The 20,778-nt window shown below is 65.4% G+C and carries 20 protein-coding genes; 13 read left to right on the forward strand and 7 right to left on the reverse strand.

Features of this window, described 5'->3' with window-relative positions:
- Positions 1-83 precede the first annotated feature (83 nt).
- The 6 genes from C8J36_RS22060 (at position 84) to C8J36_RS22085 (ending at position 6,372) form a co-directional block, all read left to right on the forward strand.
- Positions 84-1,385, forward strand: coding sequence for an amidohydrolase family protein (locus C8J36_RS22060; protein WP_132537487.1), 1,302 nt, complete (start codon positions 84-86; stop codon positions 1,383-1,385).
- On the forward strand, positions 1,382-1,870 hold the full coding sequence (locus C8J36_RS22065) for a VOC family protein (RefSeq protein WP_245506698.1): 489 nt from the start codon (positions 1,382-1,384) through the stop codon (positions 1,868-1,870). The genes C8J36_RS22060 and C8J36_RS22065 overlap by 4 nt, the downstream gene beginning before the upstream one ends.
- Before the next feature lie 25 nt (positions 1,871-1,895).
- Entirely contained in the window at positions 1,896-2,807 is a 912-nt protein-coding gene (locus tag C8J36_RS22070) for a LysR family transcriptional regulator (RefSeq protein ID WP_245506699.1), read from the forward strand.
- Between the two features lie 114 nt (positions 2,808-2,921).
- A complete protein-coding gene (locus tag C8J36_RS22075; RefSeq protein ID WP_132537489.1) occupies positions 2,922-4,298 on the forward strand; it encodes an LLM class flavin-dependent oxidoreductase in 1,377 nt (458 codons plus the stop codon).
- Positions 4,299-4,448: 150 nt separating this feature from the next.
- The gene (locus C8J36_RS22080) at positions 4,449-4,976 is read left to right on the forward strand and encodes a flavin reductase family protein (protein ID WP_132537490.1); all 528 of its coding nucleotides are present in this window, start codon (positions 4,449-4,451) and stop codon (positions 4,974-4,976) included.
- A gap of 10 nt (positions 4,977-4,986) precedes the next feature.
- A complete protein-coding gene (locus tag C8J36_RS22085) occupies positions 4,987-6,372 on the forward strand; it encodes an FAD-binding oxidoreductase (protein ID WP_132537491.1) in 1,386 nt (461 codons plus the stop codon).
- An 8-nt stretch (positions 6,373-6,380) separates the two neighbouring features.
- Here the strand turns inward: C8J36_RS22085 and C8J36_RS22090 are convergent, their stop codons facing one another.
- From C8J36_RS22090 to C8J36_RS22105, 4 genes are all read right to left on the reverse strand, one after another.
- Positions 6,381-7,172, reverse strand: a complete 792-nt coding sequence (locus C8J36_RS22090; protein WP_062595712.1) for an amino acid ABC transporter ATP-binding protein — start codon at positions 7,170-7,172, stop codon at positions 6,381-6,383.
- Positions 7,169-7,837 carry an amino acid ABC transporter permease gene (locus tag C8J36_RS22095; RefSeq protein WP_132537492.1) on the reverse strand — a complete coding sequence of 223 codons (669 nt, stop codon included), beginning with the start codon at positions 7,835-7,837 and terminating at the stop codon, positions 7,169-7,171. Before C8J36_RS22095 ends, C8J36_RS22090 begins: the two co-directional genes overlap by 4 nt.
- Positions 7,834-8,475, reverse strand: coding sequence for an amino acid ABC transporter permease (locus C8J36_RS22100; protein ID WP_062595710.1), 642 nt, complete (start codon positions 8,473-8,475; stop codon positions 7,834-7,836). Before C8J36_RS22100 ends, C8J36_RS22095 begins: the two co-directional genes overlap by 4 nt.
- Positions 8,476-8,594: 119 nt before the next feature.
- The gene (locus C8J36_RS22105) at positions 8,595-9,422 is read right to left on the reverse strand and encodes a transporter substrate-binding domain-containing protein (protein ID WP_062595709.1); all 828 of its coding nucleotides are present in this window, start codon (positions 9,420-9,422) and stop codon (positions 8,595-8,597) included.
- 221 nt (positions 9,423-9,643) lie between these two features.
- On the opposite strand from C8J36_RS22105, the gene hutC reads away from it, so the two are divergent.
- On the forward strand, positions 9,644-10,348 hold the full coding sequence (gene hutC, locus C8J36_RS22110) for a histidine utilization repressor (protein ID WP_062595708.1): 705 nt from the start codon (positions 9,644-9,646) through the stop codon (positions 10,346-10,348).
- A gap of 19 nt (positions 10,349-10,367) precedes the next feature.
- Here hutC and C8J36_RS22115 read toward each other — a convergent pair whose 3' ends face one another.
- Positions 10,368-11,696: an MFS transporter gene (locus C8J36_RS22115; RefSeq protein ID WP_062595989.1), complete on the reverse strand. Its 1,329-nt coding sequence runs from the start codon at positions 11,694-11,696 to the stop codon at positions 10,368-10,370.
- 400 nt (positions 11,697-12,096) lie between these two features.
- Between C8J36_RS22115 and cyoA the strand changes: the two genes are divergently transcribed.
- The 5 genes from cyoA to C8J36_RS22140 are packed head-to-tail and all read left to right on the forward strand — an operon-like array spanning position 12,097 to position 17,231.
- A complete protein-coding gene (gene cyoA / locus C8J36_RS22120; RefSeq protein WP_132537493.1) occupies positions 12,097-13,356 on the forward strand; it encodes a ubiquinol oxidase subunit II in 1,260 nt (419 codons plus the stop codon).
- Positions 13,357-13,404: 48 nt separating this feature from the next.
- The gene (cyoB, locus tag C8J36_RS22125) at positions 13,405-15,405 is read left to right on the forward strand and encodes a cytochrome o ubiquinol oxidase subunit I (protein WP_062595707.1); all 2,001 of its coding nucleotides are present in this window, start codon (positions 13,405-13,407) and stop codon (positions 15,403-15,405) included.
- Between the two features lie 2 nt (positions 15,406-15,407).
- Positions 15,408-16,037: a cytochrome o ubiquinol oxidase subunit III gene (gene cyoC, locus C8J36_RS22130; protein WP_062595706.1), complete on the forward strand. Its 630-nt coding sequence runs from the start codon at positions 15,408-15,410 to the stop codon at positions 16,035-16,037.
- Positions 16,034-16,435, forward strand: a complete 402-nt coding sequence (gene cyoD, locus C8J36_RS22135) for a cytochrome o ubiquinol oxidase subunit IV (RefSeq protein WP_062595705.1) — start codon at positions 16,034-16,036, stop codon at positions 16,433-16,435. Before cyoC ends, cyoD begins: the two co-directional genes overlap by 4 nt.
- Positions 16,425-17,231 (forward strand): SURF1 family protein, encoded by an 807-nt coding sequence (locus C8J36_RS22140; RefSeq protein WP_132537494.1) that lies wholly within the window; start codon positions 16,425-16,427, stop codon positions 17,229-17,231. The genes cyoD and C8J36_RS22140 overlap by 11 nt, the downstream gene beginning before the upstream one ends.
- A 29-nt stretch (positions 17,232-17,260) precedes the next feature.
- Here C8J36_RS22140 and C8J36_RS22145 read toward each other — a convergent pair whose 3' ends face one another.
- Positions 17,261-18,277: an Ldh family oxidoreductase gene (locus C8J36_RS22145; RefSeq protein ID WP_132537495.1), complete on the reverse strand. Its 1,017-nt coding sequence runs from the start codon at positions 18,275-18,277 to the stop codon at positions 17,261-17,263.
- Between the two features lie 62 nt (positions 18,278-18,339).
- The gene (locus C8J36_RS22150) at positions 18,340-19,338 is read right to left on the reverse strand and encodes an AraC family transcriptional regulator (protein ID WP_062595702.1); all 999 of its coding nucleotides are present in this window, start codon (positions 19,336-19,338) and stop codon (positions 18,340-18,342) included.
- Positions 19,339-19,650: 312 nt separating this feature from the next.
- Here C8J36_RS22150 and C8J36_RS22155 point away from each other — a divergent pair, with 312 nt between their 5' ends.
- Positions 19,651-20,691: an NAD(P)-dependent alcohol dehydrogenase gene (locus C8J36_RS22155; protein ID WP_132537496.1), complete on the forward strand. Its 1,041-nt coding sequence runs from the start codon at positions 19,651-19,653 to the stop codon at positions 20,689-20,691.
- Positions 20,692-20,778: the final 87 nt, after the last annotated feature.

A 20,778-nucleotide genomic window follows, 5' to 3' on the forward strand; every position in this document is an offset into this window, starting at 1 on the left:
GCGCGCTTGCCGGGCCTGTGCGACCGTTTAAGATGCCGACCGTGAGATCGCTGGCGGGAAAGCCTGCACGTACGGAGCCGACAATGACGTTCGATACCATCATCCGCCATGCCAATCTTGCCGATGACCGGGAGGATGTCGATATCGCTATCCGCAAGGGGCGGATCGTCGCGGTGGAGCCCGACATCGCGGCGGAGGCGGGTGAAATGATCGATGCGGGCGGCCGGCTCGTCAGCGCGCCGTTCATCGATATCCACTTCCACATGGATGCGACGCTGTCGCTCGGCACGCCGCGGCTCAACCGGTCGGGCACGCTGCTCGAAGGCATCCAGCTCTGGGGCGAGCTGAAGCCGCTCCTGACCAGGGAGGCGGTGATCGAGCGGGCGCTGCGCTATTGCGATCTCGCGGTAGCGCAGGGACTGCTCGCCGTGCGCAGCCATGTCGATGTCTGCGACGACAAGCTGACCGGCGTCGAGGCGCTGCTGGAGGTGAAGGATCTCGTGCGGGACTATCTCGACCTGCAGCTCGTGGCCTTTCCGCAGGACGGCTATTTCCGTTCGCCCACGGCCGCCCGCAATCTCGAGCGCTCGCTCGACATGGGCGTCGATGTCGTCGGCGGCATTCCGCATTTCGAGCGGACGATGGAGGATGGGCGACGCTCGGTAACGGCGCTCTGCGAGATCGCCGCGAAACGCGGGCTGCTGGTCGATCTGCATTGCGACGAGACCGACGACCCGATGTCGCGCCATATCGAAACGCTGGCCTGCGAGACGCAGCGCCTCGGGCTTCAGGGGCGGGTGGCCGGCTCGCATCTGACGTCGATGCATTCGATGGACAATTACTATGTCTCCAAGCTGCTGCCGCTGATCGCCGAGGCGGAGATCCACTGCGTCCCCAATCCGCTGGCCAATATCGTGCTGCAGGGGCGCCACGACACCTATCCCAAGCGGCGCGGCATGATGCGGGTGCCGGAGCTGATGGCGCTCGGCGTCAATGTCGCCTATGGGCAGGACAGTTGCATGGACCCCTGGTATTCGTTCGGCAATGCCGACATGCTGGATGTCGCCCATATGGCGGTTCACACCGGCCACATGACGAGCCCGGCAGCGGTCAGGGCCTCCTTCCGCGCGGTGACGGAGAATGCGGCCCGCACCTTCGGGCTCGACGGCTATGGCATCGCGCCCGGCTGCCATGCCGATCTCGTGCTGATCGAGGCGCGCGACGCGGCCGAAGCCGTGCGCATGCGGTCCAACCGGCTGATGGTGATGCGGCGCGGCAAGATCATTTCACAGACGCCGCCGCGCACCGCGACACTGTCGCTTCCCGGGCGGCCTGGAACGCTGGAGCCCTGGCGGTATGCGCCGGTCGAGGCGTCGGCATTGTGAGCCTCGACCTGCCTCCACCCCGCCTCGACCAGAGCGCGCGCAACGCCGCCGACAGTGCAGGCAAACTGCCGGCCGGCGGCTTCAACGCGCTGGTACCGGAGCTCGACGTGACCGATCTCGGCCGCAGCCTCATCTTCTGGTGCGACCTCCTCGGCTTTACCATCGCCTATGAGCGGAAGGCTGCGAACTTCGCCTATCTGCAGCGCGAGGGCGCGCAGGTGATGCTGTCGCAGATCAACGGTGCCTGGGTCACCGCACCGCTGGAGCCGCCGCTCGGCCGCGGCATCAACTTCCAGATCGAGGTCTCGGATCTCGCGGTCGTCGCGGCCCGGCTGGCGCACGTGAGCTGGCCGCTGTTTCGCGGCATTCAGGATGCCGTCTACAAGGTCGGCGGAGAGGACAGGGCGTCGCGCGAACTGCTGGTGCAGGATCCGGACGGCTATCTGGTGCGTCTGGCGCAGAGCCTGCCGCTCGGCCAGGTTTAGCGGAAAAGCGGGGCGAGAGATGTCGATGATCGCCCTGCGCGCGCTGCAGGCCTTTGACGCGGTGGGGCGGCTCGGCAGCGTGACGGCAGCAGCGGGCGAACTCGGCGTTTCCCCCGGCGCCGTTAGCCAGCATCTGCGCAAGCTCGAAGCGCATCTCGGCGTCAGCCTCCTCGAGCGGCGGGGCCGGCGCATCGCGTTGACGGCGCTCGGGCGGCTCTACCACGCCGAAATCGCCAAGGGTTTTCTGCAGTTCCAGGAGGCGGAGAACGTCCTTTCGCGGGCGCGCAACGGCAGCGGGCTGACCCTGTCGGCGCTGTCCTCCGTCGTCAACAAATGGATCGGCCGCCGCATTTTCGACTGGCAGGGCCTGCATCCCGATGCGCAGCTGCGCCTTCTCGGGCAGGACGCGGAGCCGCGGCTCGGCATCGACGAGGTCGATTTCCGCATCACCTATGGCCAGCGTGGCAGCCAGCATCCCCACAGCACCGCGCTTTTTCGCGACTGGGTGGTGCCGGCCTGCGCGCCGGCGCTGATCGAGGCGCAGGCAGGGCCTGTCGGTCCCGCCGAGATCCTGCGCCATCCGCTGCTGCATGTCGCCTGGGAGCCGCATTTCTCGACCTTTCCCCACTGGCGCGACTTCGCCCGGGCGGCCGGCGTCGATTTTGCCGAGGGCGGGCCCGGCCTGTCCTTCACGCTCTCCTCCAGCGCCATCGATGCCGCCGTCAACAAGCGCGGCTTCGTGCTGGCGCAGATGTCGATGATCACTGACGAGCTGGCCGCAAACACGCTCGTCGTACCGTTCGAACTGCGGCTGCCGCTACCGGAAAGCTACTTTCTCGCCTGGGACCGTTCCGCGCTCGACAAACCGCATGGGCCGGCGTTTCACGCCTGGCTGACTGCGCTCGGCCGACGGCAGGGGCAGGCCTCGGCCCCGTGACCGGCCTTTGCTCCACCACTGTTTAGAAAAACTCACATAGAACATCGTTCGCCGGGCTTGTCCGCCGATCGGTTCCCGCCATACTCCGGGACAGATGATAAGAGGGAAGCTCGCATGGCGCGGCAGGACAAGCTCAAGCTCGGGACGTTCGTCTATACCTTCGGCTTCCACCCCGCGAGCTGGCTGCACCCCGACAGCGACGTCAACGGGGCGAACGACATCGCGCATCTGAAAAAGGTCGCCGAGATGTCGGAGGCGGCCAAGTTCGACTTCCTGTTCATGGCGGATTCGCCGGCGGCCGGTATCGGCGATCCCGATGCGCTGGCCCGCAGTCCCACCAAGATGAACCGTTTCGAGCCGCTGACGCTCCTTTCGGCGCTGGCGATGGTGACGGAGCACCTCGGTCTCGTCGCCACGGCATCGACCAGCTACTACGAGCCCTTCAATATTGCCCGTATCTTCGCCTCCATCGACCAGCTGTCGAACGGGCGGGCCTGCTGGAACGTGGTCACCTCGGATCACGACGAGACCGGCTATAATTTCAACCGCACCGGGCTCGATCCCCATGACCTGCGCTACGAGCGATGCCGCGAGTTCGTGGATGTCGTCTTCGGGCTCTGGGACAGTTTCGAGGCGGATGCGCTGCTGCTCGATCGCGACAGCGGGCTCTATTACGACAAGACCCGGCATCACATGCTCAACCATGTCGGCAAGCACTATCAGGTGCGCGGGCCGCTCAACATCGCACCCTCGGCGCAGGGCCGGCCGGTCATCGCGCAGGCCGGCGGGTCGGAAGCGGGCATGGACCTTGCGGCGCGCACGGCCGAGATCGTCTTCAGCCTCGCCTCCAACATCGACCGCAACCGAGCCTTCTATGCCAACGTCAAGGGCCGGATGCCCGCTCTCGGGCGCGATCCCGAAGACCTGAAGATCATGCCGGGCGTGGTGCTGAACGTCGGGGAGACCGAGGCCGAGGCGCGGGCGAAGGTGAATTTCCTGATCGACCGGCTGCATCCCGATGTCGGGCGGCTGATGCTGTCGGAATTCCTGGAGGCCGACCTGCGCGGCGTGCCGCTCGACCAGCCTTTCCCGATGGACCGGCTGCCTGCGCAGCCGAAGGGCTCCAAGGCGCTGTTCGAGGAACTGACCGATTTCGTGAAGAAGGGCCATACGGTGGGCGAGCTGATCCGGCTCTATGCCGAAAAGCACACCGGCAACGGCATCACCGGCACGCCGGTGCAGATCGCCGATTTCATGGAGGAATGGTTCGAGACGCGCGCTGCCGACGGTTTCATCCTGATGTTTCCGACCCTGCCGGCGAGCCTCGAGGATTTCGTGCGGCTGGTGCTGCCGGAGCTGCGCCGGCGCGGCCTCTTCCGGGAGGACTACGAAGGCGCGACGCTGCGCGAGAACCTCGGACTATCCAAGCCGGTCAATCGCCATACGGCGGCGCGGCAAGGGTCCGGCGTACCGCACGTTCAGCCTCGGTAAAGCATAAGCGAAGATCGCGGCCCGTCGCTTGCGTCCCGTCTCCGATGGACCGAAGATGTAAGTGAGATGTTCAGGGGAGTCGCGTAGACAGAAAGCCCCGCCCGCCGCGATGCTGTCGCTCGTGCGTGTCCATTTGCGAGGTGTCGAGACATGACTTCTGCCGTTCATCCGTCGCCCGCGGCGGCCGCCGCCCCCGATGCCGCTGCCTTCAAGCTTTCCATGCGGCATCTCGCAGGCGCCGTCTGCGTCATCACGGTGGGCGACGGGGAGGGGCGGACCGGATTTACCGCGACGTCGGTCACCTCGCTGTCCGCCGACGTGCCGTCGGTCATCGTCAGCCTGAACCGGACCTCGTCGTCCTGGCCGGTGCTGGAGCGCAGCGGCCAGTTCTGCGTCAACGTGCTCGCGGAAGGACAGGAAGGCATCGCCAAGGCCTTTGCCGGGGCCGACGGACGCCGCGGCGCCGAGCGCTATGCCGGTGCCGAATGGACGAAGCTCAACAGCGGCGGATGGGCGCTCGCCGATGCGCTGACCGTCATCGATTGCGGCCTCGACGAAGCGCTGCACCGCCATACGCATGCGGTGCTCATCGGCCGCGTCCGCAGCGTGCATGTCCGCCAGGGCGTGGCGCCGCTGCTCTACTTCAACGGCGGCTTCCGCACGCTGCTTCCCGAATAGGACCATCCGCATGCCCGATATCGACGCCGTCCTCGCCGCCATTACCGCGGCCGTTCCCGACGTCGATATCCGCACCGGCGTGGCGATTGCGGCGCTGCATCCGGGCGAACATCCCGACAATCTCGGCGCCGCCGCCGTCATCGCGCCGCGCGATGTCGCCGCGCTCTCGACCATCGTTTCGATCTGCGCCGCTGCCGGCATCGCCATGGTCACGCAGGGCGGCCGGACCGGGCTGGTCGGCGGCGGCATTTCGGGTGCAAACGAGATCGTCCTGTCGCTGCGCAACCTCGACCGGATCGTCGAGATCGATCCGATCGGCGGCGTGGCCGTGGTCGAGGCCGGGGTGACGCTGGAGGCGCTGCAGCAGGCAGCGGCCGTGCATGGGCTGGAGCCCGGCATCGACCTTGCGGCGCGCGGCTCGGCGACGCTTGGCGGCATGGCCTCCACCAATGCCGGCGGCGTCATGGCCTTCCGCAACGGCGTCATGCGCCATCGCATCCTCGGGCTGGAAGCCGTGCTGCCGGAGGGCGGCATCTATCGCGACATGGTGCGCGTGGTGAAGAACTCCGCCGGCTACGACCTGAAACATCTGCTGATCGGCGCGGAGGGAACGCTCGGCGTGATCACCGGGCTGGTGGTGAAGCTCGACCCCGTACCGGCGGCGAGCGCCACGGCCCTGTTCGGCCTGCCATCCACCGAGGCGGCGCTGGCGCTGATGGGTCTTGCCCGGGCCACCGGCCGGCTGCGGGCCTGCGAGGCGATGTGGTCGCGCTATTTCGGCTTCACGGCGGCGCATTTCGGCTGGCGGGAAACGAGCGACGCCCTGCCGGTGCATCTGGCGATCGGGCTTGGCGGCGAGACGGACGAGGCACTGTTGGGTGTCCTCGCCGGGCTCTACGAGGCGATCTGCGAGACCTATCCGGAGACGGTGGCGGTGGTCGCCGGCTCCGGGCAGCAGGCAGACGACATCTGGCGGCTGCGGGAGGAAACGGGGCTGATGTACCGGGCCTTTCCGGCGGCGCCCTCCTACGACGTCTCCGTGCCGATCGACCGCCTCGGCCGCTATATCGCACGGATCGCCCCGGCGCTCGGCGCCATCGACGGGCTGTCGCCGTTCATCTTCGGCCATGTCGCCGACGGCAACCTGCATATCGTGCTCGACCGGCCGGGCAGCTGGATGACGGATGCGCGCCGCGATGCCGTGGAGCAGGTGCTCTATGACGGGATCGGCGCGATGGGCGGGTCGTTTTCGGCCGAGCACGGCGTCGGCTCGAAGCGCATTCATGCGCTGCTGGCGACGGCCGATCCGGTGAAGCTCGCGACGATGCGGGCGATCAAGCAGGCGCTCGATCCGAAAGGGCTGTTCAATCCGGGCAAGGTGCTGCCCATCGCGTAAGCCGCCGATCAGGCGAGCATCGAGGCGCCGCGGTCGAGATAGGTGTCGAGGAACTGCTCGAGGCGCGGATGGCGCGGCTTGCCGAAGACCTCGGAGGGCGGGCCGGAGAAGAGCAGGCGGCCCTGGTCGAGAAAGCTGATCCGGCTGCCGACGGTCGCGGCAAAGCCGATCTCGTGCGAGACGACGACCATGGTCATGCCCTCTGCCGCGAGATCCCGCATGACGTTCAGCACCTCGCCGGTCAGTTCCGGATCGAGCGAGGAGGTCGGCTCGTCGAAGAGCATGATCTTCGGCTTCAGCGCCAGAGCGCGGGCAATCGCCACGCGCTGCTGCTGCCCGCCCGAGAGCTGGGCGGGATAATGCCCGGCGCGGGCCTCGAGCCCCACCTTGACCAGCTGCGCCATGGCGCGGGCTTCCGCGTCCGTCCGGCTCATTTTGTGCACGGTGCGCAGCGCTTCGCTGACATTGCCGAGCGCCGTCATGTGCGGCCAGAGATTGAACTGCTGGAAGACCATGCCGATCCGCGAGCGGATGGCGCGGTTGGTGGCGGGGGGAATGCGCTCGCGCTGACCGCTCGGGCTTTCCGAAAAGCCGAGATCCTCGCCATCCACCGTGATGACGCCGCTGGTCGCCTCTTCGAGGAACGCCATGCAGCGCAGGAGCGTGCTCTTGCCGGAGCCCGAAGGGCCGATCAGGCAGGAGACCTGGCCGGGCGGGATGTCGAGATCGATGCCGTGCAGCACGGCGGTGTCGCCGTAGCGCTTGACGAGGTTTCGGACGGCAATGGCGGGAAGGGTCATGTCGGGGAAAACCTGTAGCGGGACAAGCGGTGCTCGGCATAGCGGCCGAGCTTGTCGGTGACCTCGACCAGCACCCAGTAGAACACGGCGAGCAGGAAGAGCGATTCGACGAAGGCATATTGCTGGGAGCCGATGGCGCTGACGGTGAGCGTCAGTTCCGGCACGGTGATGATCGAGAGGATCGCGGTTTCCTTCATCAGGATCACGGCCATGTTGATGGCGGGCGGCAGCACGAGCACGGTCATTTCGGGCAGGAGGATGCGCCGCACGATCTGGCTCGGCGAAAGGCCGACGCATTCCGCCGCTTCGATATGGCCGCGGGGAACGGCGGCGAAGCCGGCGCGGAAGATCTCGCTGAAATAGGCCGCGCCGTAGATCGTCAGGCCGAGGAGGCCGGCCGGCACCGGATCGAGCGCGAGACCGATGAAGGGACCGCCGTAATAGAGCAGGAAGATCTGGATCAGGAACGGCGTTCCGCGCAGGACCTCGACAGCGAGGCCGAGCGGCCAGCCGAGGATGCGCCCGCCATAGCGCCGGCCGACGGCGACGAGAAACCCGACCGCCGCGCCGCCGATGGTGCCGGCGATCCAGAGAAGCAGCGTGACGCCGGCGCCCGACAGGATGGCCGGAAGCTGGGCGAGAATGACGTTGACGTCGAAGCTCATCGCGGCACTCCGGGCAGGGACCGCTCGATGAGGCCGCCGGCACGGGCGACCACCCCGTTGATGACGAGGTAGATCAGCCCGGCGCAGGCGAAGAGCTGCAGCGGCAGGAAGGTGCTGCCGGCCAGATCCTGCGCCATGCGCGTCAGCTCGACGATGCCGACGACGGAGACGAGCGAGGAGGCCTTCAGGATCAGGATGGCCTCGTTGACCAGCGCCGGGAAGGTGAGGCGCAGCGCGATCGGCACCTTGATGCGGCGGAAGGCCTGGGCGGGGGTGAGGCCCACCATCTCGGCCGATTCGATCAGGCCGCGGGGGACGCTGGCAAAGCCGCCGCGCAGGTTTTCCGCCTGATAGGCCGCGGTGCAGAGCGACAGGCCGATAATCGCGGCGACGATGCTCGGCACATTGAGGCCGATGACGGGCAGCAGGTTATAGATCAGCAGCAACTGCACGAGGAGAGGCACGCCGCGGAAGAAGCTGATGAAAATACGGGCAGGAACCGCCAGCACGCGGCGTCCCGACAGGAGCATTCCGGAAAGCAGAATGGCAATCGCAAAGCCGATGAGGATCGACACGAGGCTGATGCCGATCGTGTAGAGCGAGGCCTTGAGAAGAAGTTCGAACAGCTTGAAAGACATTGCCGGCCAATTCGTCGGATGGGCTGTCGCAGGCGCGAAGGCGAAGGCAAGAGCGGGGCTGTCGGAGGCACGTGTGTCGTGCCGGCTCAGCCCCGCCTTAACTCAGGGACGGATTGCGATCAGAATGCAGGGTCCTTGACGGCGTCCGGCGTGTCGAAGCTCGCGCCGAACCACTTTTCCTGCAGCTTGGCGAGGCGCCCGTCGCCCTTCATCTTCAGGAGGGCTGCGTCGATCGCGTCCATCAGCGGTGCGTGGTCGGCGTCCTTCGTGCCGATGAAGCCGAAATAGGCCTTCTGGCCGAAGGGCGGCAGCACGACCTCGAACGTATCCTTGCGCTGGCTGGCGACGAAGGCGATGTTGGGCAGCGAATTGGCGACGCCGGCGATGCGGCCGGCGGCAAGGTCGGCATAGGATTCGGTGAAGGCCGGGTATTCGCGGATATCGACCTTCTCGGGCAGCTTTTCGGAATAGCCCTGCAGCTGTGCGAGCTGGGCTGTCGCCTTGCCGACGCCGATCGCCTTGCCGGCGATGTCTTCCGGCTTGGTGATGCTGGTGTCGCCGGCCTTCTTGAGGATCGCGACCGTCGCTTCGGCCACCGGCGGCGTGAAGCGGTAGCGCTCCATGCGGGCCTTGGTGATCGTGGCGGGGCCGGCGACCATATCGAACTTGCCGGCTTCCAGGCCCGGCAGGACGCCTTCCCACGGCAGCGCGATCCATTCGATCTCGACGCCCAGTTCCTTGCCCAGCTCGGCAAAGACGTCGACGTTCAGGCCCGCATGCTCGCCGGCATCGATGAAGTCGAAGGGCGCGAAGGCGGTTTCCGTGCCGACCTTCATGGTGCCGGCGGCCTTGATGCGGGCGAGCGCGTCTTCGGCATGGGCCGAAAAGGTCGCGCCGAGCAGGAAGGCCGCGCCGACGAGGCCCTTCAGCAGAAAATGAGGTGTCATGGTCGTCTCTCCAGTATCATGCCGCGCGTGCGCTGCGGCGTTCCCGTCTTCAGAATTGAATCTGCAGGCTTCTGCGTCCCGCATTTTGACTATACAAATAGACAGGTCCTTGCATAAGGTGTCAACGACAAACTGCCCGCGGCCTGCGGCGTCCGCCCTGTCCGACATGCAAGCTTTATGCCTTGTTCGTGCCGCCCGTTCGCCTTTCGGAGAGCCGTGCCTTGACCTCGCTTCACCAGCGCATTTTCGAAGACATCGAGCAGAAGATCATGAGCGGCGTCTGGCCTCCGGGGCAGCGCATTCCGGCCGAGCACGAGCTGGAAGTGACCTATGGCTGCTCGCGCATGACGGTGAGCAAGGCGCTTTCGGCGCTGGCCGCGCGCGGCATGATCGTGCGCCGCCGGCGGGCCGGGTCCTTCGTCGCCTCGCCGCAGATGGACCGGACGGTGATGGACATTTCCGACATCGGCACGGAAGCGAAAGTCGCCGGACACGCCTATGGCCACCGGATCCTGTCGCGGCGGATCGAGCGGCTGGGGACGGCGGAGGCCGCCGCGATCGGCGAGGCGGCCGGGGCGGAAGTGGCGCGGGTGGAATGCCTGCACATCGTCGATGCAAGGCCCAATGCGCTGGAGAAGCGGCTGATCCTGCTTGATGCCGTGCCGCAGGCGCGGGACGAAACCTTCGAGGCGAGCCCGCCGGGAAGCTGGCTGCTGGATCAGGTGCCGTGGTCGGAGGCAAAGCACATCATCCGGGCCGTTTCCGCGGATGCGGCGACGGCGAAACTGCTGACGATCGAGCGGCATGCCGCCTGCCTGCTCCTGACCCGCCAGACCTGGCAGAACGGACGGACGGTGACCTTCGTCGAAATCACGCACCCCGGCGACCGTTACCAGTTTGCCGGGGTGTTTCATCCCTCCAAGTAGGCGGCCAAAGAAGAGGCGGCTATTCCCGCGCGAGCAGGCGCTTGTTGAGGAACAGGGCGAGCATGGTGCAGATCGCGCCCGACAGCAGGTAATAGCCGACGAAGGGCAGTCCGAACTTGCTCGACAGGCCGAGCGTGATCAGCGGGGCGAAGCCCGCGCCGAGGAACCAGGCAAGGTCGGAGGTGAAGGCCGCGCCGGAATAGCGATAGCCCTGCGTGAAGCGCGACGAGACCGAGCCCGCCGCCTGGCCGAAGGACAGGCCGAGCACGCCGAAGCCGGCGATGACGAAGGACGAGATGCCGGTCTGGCCGGAACCGAGCAGGATCGGGCCGATGAAGCTGAAGATGGCGATGATGATGGCGCCGATGACGAGCTGCTTGCGGCGGCCGAACCGGTCGGCCAGGATGCCCGAGGCGATGACGGTGAGAATGCCGAGGCCGGCACCGGCCACCTGCACCAGCATGAACGAGCCGATCGACTGGTCGCTGTTGAGGTTCGTCCAGGCCAGCGGGAAGATCGTGACGACGTGGAACATGGCAAAGCTGGCGAGCGGCGCGAAGGCGCCGATCAGGATGTCGCGGCCATGGGTGCGGATGAGGTCGGTGAAGGGCACGGCCTCAAGCTCGTGACGCTCCAGCAGATCGCCGAAATCCTTCGTCATGACGAGGCGGAGGCGGGCAAAGAGCGCGACGACGTTGATCGCGAAGGCGACGAAGAACGGGTAGCGCCAGCCCCAGGAGAGGAAATCGGCTTCCGTGGTGTTGGCGACGAAGAAGCCGAACAGGATGCTGGCGAGCGCGAAGCCGATCGGCGCGCCGAGCTGCGGGATCATCGCGTACCAGCCACGGTGCTTTTCCGGTGCATTCAGCGCGAGCAGGGAGGCAAGACCGTCCCAGGCGCCGCCGAGTGCCAGGCCCTGGCCGATGCGGAAGATGGCGAGCAGGTAGATCGCCGAGACGCCCGCATCCTGGTAGCTCGGCAGGAAGCCCATGCAGACCGTGGAAATGCCGAGCAGGAACAGGGCGATCGTCAGCTTGGTGCCGCGTCCGTAGGCCCGGTCGATCGCCATGAAGATGATCGAGCCGATGGGGCGCGCGACGAAGGCGAGCGAGAAGATCGCGAAGGAATAGAGCGTGCCCGTCAACGCATCGGGTGCGAACGGGAAGATCAGCCGGGGGAAGACGAGCACGGAGGCGAGGCCGAACACGAAGAAGTCGAAGAACTCCGACATGCGGCCGATGATCACGCCGAGCGCGATCGAACCCGGGGACACCGGAGCGTCGCCGTGGATCTGCCGCGCGTCGCGCTCCAGGGCCGAGGATGAGGGTCCGCCGGACGTCTCTGCTATCGTTGTCATCGGGAAGCCTCCATACAGTCTCTTGGCCGCGTGGTCGCCCACGTGCCGTCTTTCAGACGATGTTGATCAAACCGGCCAGCTTATCAAGTGGCACGCGTGAGAAATTCTGCCCTGCGACGGTATGCCCCGTGTCCGGAAGCCATCATTTCAAGGGCCAAGTCTCGACTTTTTCGGTACCATGCATATCTCGGATAGGAGCAGGCGTGGAACGGGAAGCCTGTTGACGACGCGCTGTCGCGACTGGCGGGCCGGGCCCGAGCGGTCTATCGACGCGGCAGCGCGATTTTGCCGCAGAGCATCATTTTTGCTGCGGTGCGACCAAACACCTCATTTCGTTCGCGGTCGCAGGGTATTACTCGCAGGGCACAGATAACGAAAAGAGCATTGGACCATGGCGAACCTCTTCCGACACGCTTGTCGCATCCTCATGCTGCCGCTCCTGGCTGCGCTTGCCGGCTGCAACATGGTGGTGATGTCTCCCTCCGGCGACATCGCAACGCAGCAGCGCGACCTCATCCTGGTCTCGACCTTCCTCATGCTCCTGATCATCATTCCAGTGATCGTGCTGATCTTCTATTTCGCCTGGCATTATCGCCGTGCGAACACGGAGGCGGTCTACGATCCCGAATGGCATCACTCCACGCGCCTCGAAGTGGTGATCTGGTCGGCACCGCTCGCCATCATCATCGCGCTCGGCGCCGTCACCTGGATCAGCACCCACAAGCTCGATCCCTATCGCCCGATCGACCGGCTGGACGCGGAGCGCGCCATTCCCGAGGGCGTCATGCCGCTCAATGTCGAGGTCGTCGCGCTCGACTGGAAATGGCTGTTCTTCTATCCGGACTACGGGATCGCCACGGTGAACGAACTGGCGGCGCCCGTCGACGTGCCGATCAATTTCAAGATTACCGCCTCCTCGGTGATGAACTCCTTCTATATCCCGGCGCTCGCCGGCCAGATCTACGCAATGCCGGGCATGCAGACGCGGCTTCACGCCGTCATCAACCAGCCGGGCGAGTTCGAGGGCTTCTCCGCCAACTATAGCGGCGCCGGCTTCTCGCATATGCGTTTCAAGTTCCATGGCCTCGACCAGGCCGGGTTCGACGGCTGGGTCGCCAAGGTCAAGCAGCAGGGCACCATGCTCAACCGCGACGCCTATCTGAAGCTCGAAAAGCCGAGCGAGCGGGAGCCGGTGCGCTATTACGGTGGCGTCGAGAACGGTCTCTACCAGGCGGTGCTCAACATGTGTGCGCAGCCCGGCAAGATGTGCATGAACGAAATGATGCATGTCGACATGATGGGCGGCGGCGGCGAAGACAGCGAAGCCAACCGCGAGCGGCTGCAATACGACAACCGCCATGCCGGCACCGGCGAAGGCACGAGCGCCGCGACCTTCCCCGCAACCGGTCAGCCGGCCCGCGGACAGGGTGCGCCGGAAGGCACCGAAGGCACCGAAGGCAAGGGCCAGCCCGATGCCGCGCCGGCCGAAGGCGCGCAGCCGATGCAGCACGACATGCAGAACATGAACGGTCACGACATGAACGGCCACCAGATGGGTGGCGAGAACCCGCAGGCTCCGGCCTCCGACAGCGGCTCGGCGACGCCTGACAAAGGCTCGATCGCGCCCGAACAATTGAACAACTCGAAATGATCGCGGCGCTTTTCCGCACCGCTTGCGACTGCAAGAACTGGGGTCACCATGTTTAATCAGGACATTTCCAGCCTCGTCTTCGGACGATTGACCTTGGAAGCCTTTCCGTACCACGAGCCGATCCTCGTGCTTACCTTCATCGGCGTCGTTCTCGGCGGCCTCGCGGTCGTCGGCGCGCTCACCTATTTCAAGCTCTGGGGCTATCTCTGGAAGGAGTGGCTGACCAGCGTCGATCACAAGAAGATCGGGATCATGTATGTGATCCTCGCGCTGATCATGCTGCTGCGCGGCTTTGCCGACGCGCTGATGATGCGCACGCAGCAGGCCATCGCCTTCAACGGCAACGAGGGCTTCCTGCCGCCGCACCATTACGACCAGGTGTTCACCGCGCACGGCGTCATCATGATCTTCTTCATGGCCATGCCCTTCGTCACCGGCCTGATGAACTTCGTCGTGCCGCTGCAGATCGGCGCGCGCGACGTTTCGTTCCCGTTCCTGAACAATTTCTCGTTCTGGATGACGGCGGCCGGTGCGGCGATCATCATGATCTCGCTCTTCGTCGGCGAATTCGCCCGCACGGGCTGGCTGGCCTATCCGCCGCTCTCGGGCGCTGACTACAGCCCGGGCGTCGGGGTCGACTATTATATCTGGGGCCTGCAGGTGGCGGGCGTCGGCACGACCTTGTCGGGCATCAACCTGATCGCGACCATCGTCAAGATGCGCGCGCCGGGCATGACCATGATGAAGATGCCGATCTTCACCTGGACCTCGCTCTGCACCAACGTGCTGATCGTCGCGTCCTTCCCGATCCTGACCGCGACGCTCGCGCTGCTGTCGCTCGACCGGTATGTCGGCACGCACTTCTTCACGAACGATCTCGGCGGCAACCCGATGATGTATGTGAACCTCATCTGGATCTGGGGTCACCCGGAAGTCTACATCCTGATCCTGCCGGCCTTCGGCATCTTCTCGGAAATCGTCGCCACCTTCTGCGGCAAGCGCCTGTTCGGTTATGCCTCGATGGTCTATGCGACGGTCGTCATCACGATCCTCTCCTACCTCGTCTGGCTGCACCACTTCTTCACGATGGGCTCGGGCGCCAGCGTCAACGCCTTCTTCGGCATCACGACCATGATCATCTCGATCCCCACGGGTGCGAAGATCTTCAACTGGCTGTTCACGATGTATCGTGGCCGCATCCGGTTCGAGGTTCCCATGCTCTGGACGATCGGCTTCATGGTGACCTTCGTCATCGGCGGCATGACGGGCGTGCTGCTCGCCGTTCCCCCGGCCGACTTCGTGCTGCACAACTCGCTGTTCCTCATCGCCCACTTCCACAATGTCATCATCGGCGGCGTGGTGTTCGGTGTCATGGCCGGCGTCACCTACTGGTACCCCAAGGCGTTCGGCTACAAGCTGAACGAATTCTGGGGCAAGATGAGCTTCTGGTTCTGGCTGATCGGCTTCTACTTCGCCTTCATGCCGCTCTACGTGCTCGGCCTGATGGGCGTCACCCGTCGCCTCAGCCAGTTCGAGGATCCGTCGCTGCAGATCTGGTTCATCATCGCGGCCTTCGGCGCCGTCCTGATCGCGCTCGGCATCGCCTCGTTCATCATCTCGCTTGTCGTCAGCTTCCTGCAGCGCGAGCAGCTGCGCGACATCACGGGCGATCCCTGGAACGGCCGGACGCTCGAATGGTCGACGTCTTCGCCGCCGCCGGATTACAACTTCGCCTTCACGCCTGTCATCCACGATCATGACTCGTGGTACGACATGAAGAACCGCGGTTACGAGCGTCCGCTGGGCGGCTTCAAGCCGATCCACATGCCGAAGAACACCGGCACGGGGGTCATCCTCAGCGGCCTCAGCGTCGCCTTCGCCTTCGGTGTGATCTGGTATATCTGGTGGCTCGCCATCGTTGCCTTCGTCGGCATCATCGCGGTCTCCATCGGACATACGTTCAACTACAACCGCGATTTCTACATTCCGGCGGAAGACGTCGTCGCAACGGAAGGGGAGCGCACACGCCAGCTCTCCGGGCAGGCCTGACCATGAGCGCACCGACACATCCCCCTCTCGCCGACGGCGAAAAGCCGGTCTTCTACATGACGGAAGACCATCATCCGGAAAACAGCACGGGCCTCGGCTTCTGGCTGTACCTGATGAGCGACTGCCTGATCTTCGCGATCCTGTTCGCCACCTATGCCGTGCTCGGCCGCTCCTATGCGGCCGGCCCGTCGCCGGCCGACCTGTTCGACCTGAAGCTGGTGGCGATCAACACCTCCATGCTGCTTCTGTCGTCGATCACCTATGGCTTCGCGATGCTGCAGATGGAGCGCAATGCGAAGGCCGAGACGCTGTTCTGGCTCGGCATCACCGGCATTTTCGGCGCGATCTTCATCGCGCTCGAAATCTACGAGTTCGTGCACCTGATCCATGAAGGTGCCGGCCCAGGCCGCAGTGCGTTCCTGTCGGCCTTCTTCGTGCTGGTCGGCACCCACGGGCTGCACGTCACCTTCGGCATCATCTGGCTGATCACGCTGATGGTGCAGGTGAAGATGAAGGGCCTGATCCCGGAAAATCGCCGCCGCCTGATGTGCCTGTCGATGTTCTGGCACTTCCTCGACGTCGTCTGGATCGGCGTCTTCTCGATTGTCTATCTGATCGGAGTTCTCGGATGAGCACACACGCACCCGCACACGAGGACGCGCACGAGGCCCATCACGGCCACAGCCATGGCCACGAGGCTTCGCACGGATCCTTCAAGAGCTACGTGACCGGCTTTGTCCTGTCGGTCATTCTCACGGCCATCCCCTTCTGGCTGGTCATGGGCGAGGTCGTCGAGAACAAGGCCGTCACGGCCGGTCTCGTCATGGTCTTCGCCGTCGCGCAGATCATCGTGCACATGATCTACTTCCTGCACATGAACACCAAGTCCGAAGGCGGATGGACGGTCATGGCCCTGATCTTCACGATCGTGCTGATTGTCATCGCGCTCTCCGGCTCGCTCTGGGTCATGCATCATCTGAACACCAACATGATGACCATGACGCCGGACATGATGCGCAATGTCCCCTGATCCCTCCCGGCGGCCGGAGACGGCCGCCGGATCCCCGCGTGAGACGGGGTCCGCCAGCGGCGGCCGTTCCCGCACGGGGCTGGTCGTCTTCGGCGCCGTCTCCGCCGTCGTGACGGTCGTGCTGCTCGCGCTCGGCATCTGGCAGGTACAGCGCCTCTTCTGGAAGCTCGATCTGATCGAACGGGTCGATGCCCGCGTCAACGCCGCACCGGTCGATGCGCCGCGCGCCGACCAATGGTCCTCGATCACGGCCGCCAACGACGAATACAGGCATATCCGCGTCACCGGCACCTTCCGTCATGACGCGGAAACGCTGGTGCAGGCGACCACCGAGCGCGGGCCGGGCTTCTGGGTCGTGACGCCGCTCGTTCGGGACGACGGCAGCACCGTCCTCGTCAATCGCGGTTTCGTGCCGCCCGACCGGCGCGATCCCGCGCGCCGCGCCGCCGGCAATGTCGAGGGGGACGCGCAGGTCGTCGGGCTGCTGCGGCTTTCGGAGCCGGGCGGCGGGTTTCTCCGGGACAACGATCCTGCGGGCCATCGCTGGTATTCCCGCGATGTCGCCGCCATCGCCGCGGCGCGGGGCCTGACGCAGACGGCTCCCTATTTCATAGATGCGGACGGGACGGACAATCCGGGCGGGCTGCCGGTCGGCGGGCTCACGCGCGTGGTGTTTCCGAACAACCACCTCGTCTATGCCCTGACCTGGTTCGCGCTGGCCGCCATGCTGATCGGTGCGATGGTGATGCTCGGACGCCGGGAATGGGCGCGGGCCTCGGCCGATCCCAAGGCCTGATGGCTGTTCGCCTGACGGAAAAGGCGATCTCAGCCGAGCAGCGCCGCGAGGTCGTCGTGCAGGGCCTTCGGGATCTCGACGCTGCCGTTTTCAAGGCTGCGCTCGCGCGCCGCGTAGCGCCGCTGCGAGGGAAGACGGGCGCCCTGACCGATGATGGCATCGAAGAGTGCTTCCGCCCGCTCGGCGCTTTCGATCGCGCGTCCGCCCGAGAGCAGGTTCGGATCGAAGGCCAGCAACAGTTCGCCGTGGCAGGGTGTGACGCCGGCGCCCGCGTCGAAGACCTGGGACTCCCGGCTCGTCAAATCGCCGATCAGCGGTCCCGCCATCAGCTCGACCATGGCGGACAGGGCCGAGCCCTTGTGGCCGCCAAAGGTGAGCATGGCACCGGCCATGGCGGCTTCGGCATCCGTCGTGGATGCGCCCTCGGCATCGATCGCCCAACCCTCGGGGATCGGCTTGCCGGCGCGGCGGTGCAGCTCGATCTCACCGCGCGCCGAGGCACTGGTCGCGAAATCGAACACGAAAGGAAACGGGCCGGGACGCGGCCAGGAGAAGGCGATGGGGTTGGTGCCGAACACCGGCTTGGTGCCGCCGGCGGGTGCGACCCAACTATGGCTCGGCGTCATCGCCAGCCCTGCAAGGCCCGCAGCGGCGATGCGCTCGACCTCGGGCCAGAGGGCGGAGAAATGGAAGCAACTGTTGATGGCGAGCGCGGCGACGCCCTGCGTCCGGGCCTTTTCCTGCAGCAGAGGCAGGCCGAGCCGGAAGGCGAGCGGAGAGAAGCCGAACTTCGCATCGATCCGGACGATGCCGGGGGCGCTGTCGAGGATCTCGGGCACGGCCTTCGTGTCGACCTTGCCCTTGCGGATCGCATCGACGCAGCTCAGCACGCGGTAGAGCCCATGCGAATGGCACTCGTCGATCTGGCCGGCCATGACCAGATCGGCCAGCGCTTCGCAATGCTCGGGCGAAAGCCCGGCCCGGGCCAGCGCCTGCAGGCTGAGCGTGCGGGCATCGGCGAGGGACAGGCGGACGGTTTCGGTCATGGGAACTCCGGATCGGTCTGGGATAGGGGTGGTGTCTCCGTCAGGAGAGCGGGAAAAGGAGGTCAGCCTTCGCTGAGCATTTCCGGGCTCAGCCTATCCGGCTCTCGGCTTGGCCGGTCGAGCAGCGAGCGGCGGGTGCGGCCGGCATCGCGCAGAGGCGGCGCGCCGAACTGGCGGGCATATTCGCGGCTGAACTGGGAGGGGCTTTCGTAACCCACCTGATGGCCGGCGCTTCCGGCATCCAGCATGGTCTCCACCATCAGCCGGCGGGCCTCCTGCAGGCGCAGCTGCTTCTGATACTGCATGGGGCTCATGGCGGTGATCGCCTTGAAATGATGGTGGAGGGACGACACGCTCATGCTGACGCGGCGGGCGAGATCCTCGATGCGCAGCGGCAAAGCGTAGTGCTCCTTCAGCCAGGCACAGGCCCGCGCGATCTGGTTGGATTGGCTTTCCGCCATCGCCATCTGGCGCAGCCGCGCCGCATGCGGGCCGGTCAACAGGCGGAAGATCAGCTCCTGCTCGATCAGCGGCAGCAGAGCGGGGATGTCGCCCGGCCGGTCGAGAAGCCGGAGCAGGCGGAGCGCTGCGTCCTCGAGTTCACTCGTCAGCGCGGCGACCGACATGCCGCGCTGCTCGGCGGCCGTGCCCTCGGACAATGCCGCGGCTGCGTCCCGCGCGTCGTCCGCTGCTGCGGCCGGGCGGTCGAGCAGAGCAAGAAGCGGCGGGATCTTGGCGACGTCGATCTCGAAGATCATGCTGAGATAGGGTTTTTCGGGCGATGCCTGGACGATCTGGCTCGTCACCGGCAGGTCGAAGGAGGTCAGCAGATAGTCGGAGCCGCCGTAGAGATAGGTCTCGTGGCCGAGCGTGACCTCCTTCGCGCCCTGGGCGATGAGCGCGAAGCTCGGACGGTAGGCGCCGCAGGAGGGAACGGCCTGCTCGGAACGCCGATGCAGCGTCAGGCCCGGAACGGGCGTGGCGTGGTCGCCGTCCTCTCTGGCGAAACGGGCAATGATCTCGACGAAAGGCTCGCGGCGGGCGGCGGATGGATCGAACATAGTGTAAGCCTCTCCTGAAGCAGGCACGGCAGGACAACGGTATCTAGCGTGAAAGCGGCGATGGCTTCAACGTGGGAAATGAGGCTTTCGCCCACGAGCGCCGCACGGATCCGCCTCGTTGCCTCTGCCTTCGCGACGATCGTCCCGAGATAGGCGGATGATCGGGCCGCCGCAAAGCCTCGAAAGGTCATTTGCAGGATCGTGCAAGAAATTTGCAGGAATGGCGCATGCCTCGGTCACTCGCAAATTGCATAGTGCGCGCGCCGGCGATGTCTCGTCCGGTTTCAGATTTGCAGACAGAAGGAACCACCCATGGCTTTCGCAAAAGGATATGCGGCGACCGACGCGTCGAAGCCGCTCGAACCCTTCACCTTCGAGCGTCGTGCACCCAACGAAGACGATATCGTCATCGACATCAAATATTCCGGCATCTGCCATTCCGACATCCACCAGGTCCGCAACGAATGGGGCAATGCGAAGTATCCCATGGTTCCCGGCCATGAGATCGTCGGCATCGTGTCTGCCGTCGGCTCGGGCGTGACCACGTTCAAGGTCGGCGACAAGGCCGGCGTCGGCTGCTTCGTCAATTCCTGCACCACCTGCGCCACGCGCGATCTCGACCTCGAACATTACATGCCGGGTCTCGTCCAGACCTATAACGACGTCGAGGCCGATGGCACGACGCCGACCTATGGCGGCTATTCCGACAGCATCGTCGTCAAGGCAGGCTATGCGCTGTCCATTCCGGACAACCTGGATTTCGCGGCCACCGCGCCGCTGCTCTGCGCCGGCATCACGCTCTACTCGCCGCTGAAGCACTGGAAGGCCGGCCCCGGCAAGAAGGTCGCCGTCGTCGGCATGGGCGGGCTCGGCCATATGGGCGTGAAGATCGGTGCGGCGCTCGGTGCCGAAGTCACCGTGCTCAGCCAGTCGCTTTCCAAGAAGGAAGACGGCCTGAAGCTCGGCGCGACGCATTACTACGCGACCAGCGATGCCGAGACGTTCAAGACCCTGGCGGGCACGTTCGACCTGATCCTCTGCACGGTTTCGGCCGAAATCGACTGGAATGCCTATCTCGGCCTGCTGAAGGTCGATGGTGCGCTCGTTCTGCTCGGCATTCCGGAAAATGCGGTGCCGGTCCACGCGTTCTCGCTGGTGCCCGCCCGCCGCAGCATTGCCGGCTCCATGATCGGGTCGATCAAGGAAACGCAGGAAATGCTCGACTTCTGCGGCGAGCATAACATCGTTTCCGAGATCGAGCTGATCCGTATGGATCAGGTCAACGAGGCCTATGAGCGCGTGCTGAAGAGCGACGTGCGCTACCGCTTCGTCATCGACGCCGCGACGATCTGATCGACGCCGCGACGATCTGATCGACGCCGCGACGATCTGATCGTCGTCATTACGGTACAGCAGGAAAGGGGGCGGCCGTTAGCGGCG

The sequence above is a fragment of the Rhizobium sp. PP-F2F-G48 genome (assembly GCF_004342335.1).
In the GTDB taxonomy this organism is placed as follows: Bacteria; Pseudomonadota; Alphaproteobacteria; order Rhizobiales; family Rhizobiaceae; genus Ferranicluibacter.

Excerpts from the sequence above, each read along its gene's own strand:
- C8J36_RS22085 (WP_132537491.1), top strand. The coding sequence starts at position 4,987 with ATGCCCGATATCGACGCCGTCCTCGCCGCCATTACCGCGGCCGTTCCC.
- cyoA (WP_132537493.1), top strand. The coding sequence starts at position 12,097 with ATGGCGAACCTCTTCCGACACGCTTGTCGCATCCTCATGCTGCCGCTC.
- C8J36_RS22080 (WP_132537490.1), top strand. The coding sequence starts at position 4,449 with ATGACTTCTGCCGTTCATCCGTCGCCCGCGGCGGCCGCCGCCCCCGAT.
- cyoB (WP_062595707.1), top strand. The coding sequence starts at position 13,405 with ATGTTTAATCAGGACATTTCCAGCCTCGTCTTCGGACGATTGACCTTG.
- C8J36_RS22070 (WP_245506699.1), top strand. The coding sequence starts at position 1,896 with ATGATCGCCCTGCGCGCGCTGCAGGCCTTTGACGCGGTGGGGCGGCTC.
- C8J36_RS22150 (WP_062595702.1), bottom strand. The coding sequence starts at position 19,338 with ATGTTCGATCCATCCGCCGCCCGCCGCGAGCCTTTCGTCGAGATCATT.
- cyoD (WP_062595705.1), top strand. The coding sequence starts at position 16,034 with ATGAGCACACACGCACCCGCACACGAGGACGCGCACGAGGCCCATCAC.
- cyoC (WP_062595706.1), top strand. The coding sequence starts at position 15,408 with ATGAGCGCACCGACACATCCCCCTCTCGCCGACGGCGAAAAGCCGGTC.
- C8J36_RS22090 (WP_062595712.1), bottom strand. The coding sequence starts at position 7,172 with ATGACCCTTCCCGCCATTGCCGTCCGAAACCTCGTCAAGCGCTACGGC.
- C8J36_RS22140 (WP_132537494.1), top strand. The coding sequence starts at position 16,425 with ATGTCCCCTGATCCCTCCCGGCGGCCGGAGACGGCCGCCGGATCCCCG.
- C8J36_RS22100 (WP_062595710.1), bottom strand. The coding sequence starts at position 8,475 with ATGTCTTTCAAGCTGTTCGAACTTCTTCTCAAGGCCTCGCTCTACACG.
- C8J36_RS22075 (WP_132537489.1), top strand. The coding sequence starts at position 2,922 with ATGGCGCGGCAGGACAAGCTCAAGCTCGGGACGTTCGTCTATACCTTC.
- C8J36_RS22095 (WP_132537492.1), bottom strand. The coding sequence starts at position 7,837 with ATGAGCTTCGACGTCAACGTCATTCTCGCCCAGCTTCCGGCCATCCTG.
- C8J36_RS22060 (WP_132537487.1), top strand. The coding sequence starts at position 84 with ATGACGTTCGATACCATCATCCGCCATGCCAATCTTGCCGATGACCGG.
- C8J36_RS22105 (WP_062595709.1), bottom strand. The coding sequence starts at position 9,422 with ATGACACCTCATTTTCTGCTGAAGGGCCTCGTCGGCGCGGCCTTCCTG.
- C8J36_RS22145 (WP_132537495.1), bottom strand. The coding sequence starts at position 18,277 with ATGACCGAAACCGTCCGCCTGTCCCTCGCCGATGCCCGCACGCTCAGC.
- C8J36_RS22155 (WP_132537496.1), top strand. The coding sequence starts at position 19,651 with ATGGCTTTCGCAAAAGGATATGCGGCGACCGACGCGTCGAAGCCGCTC.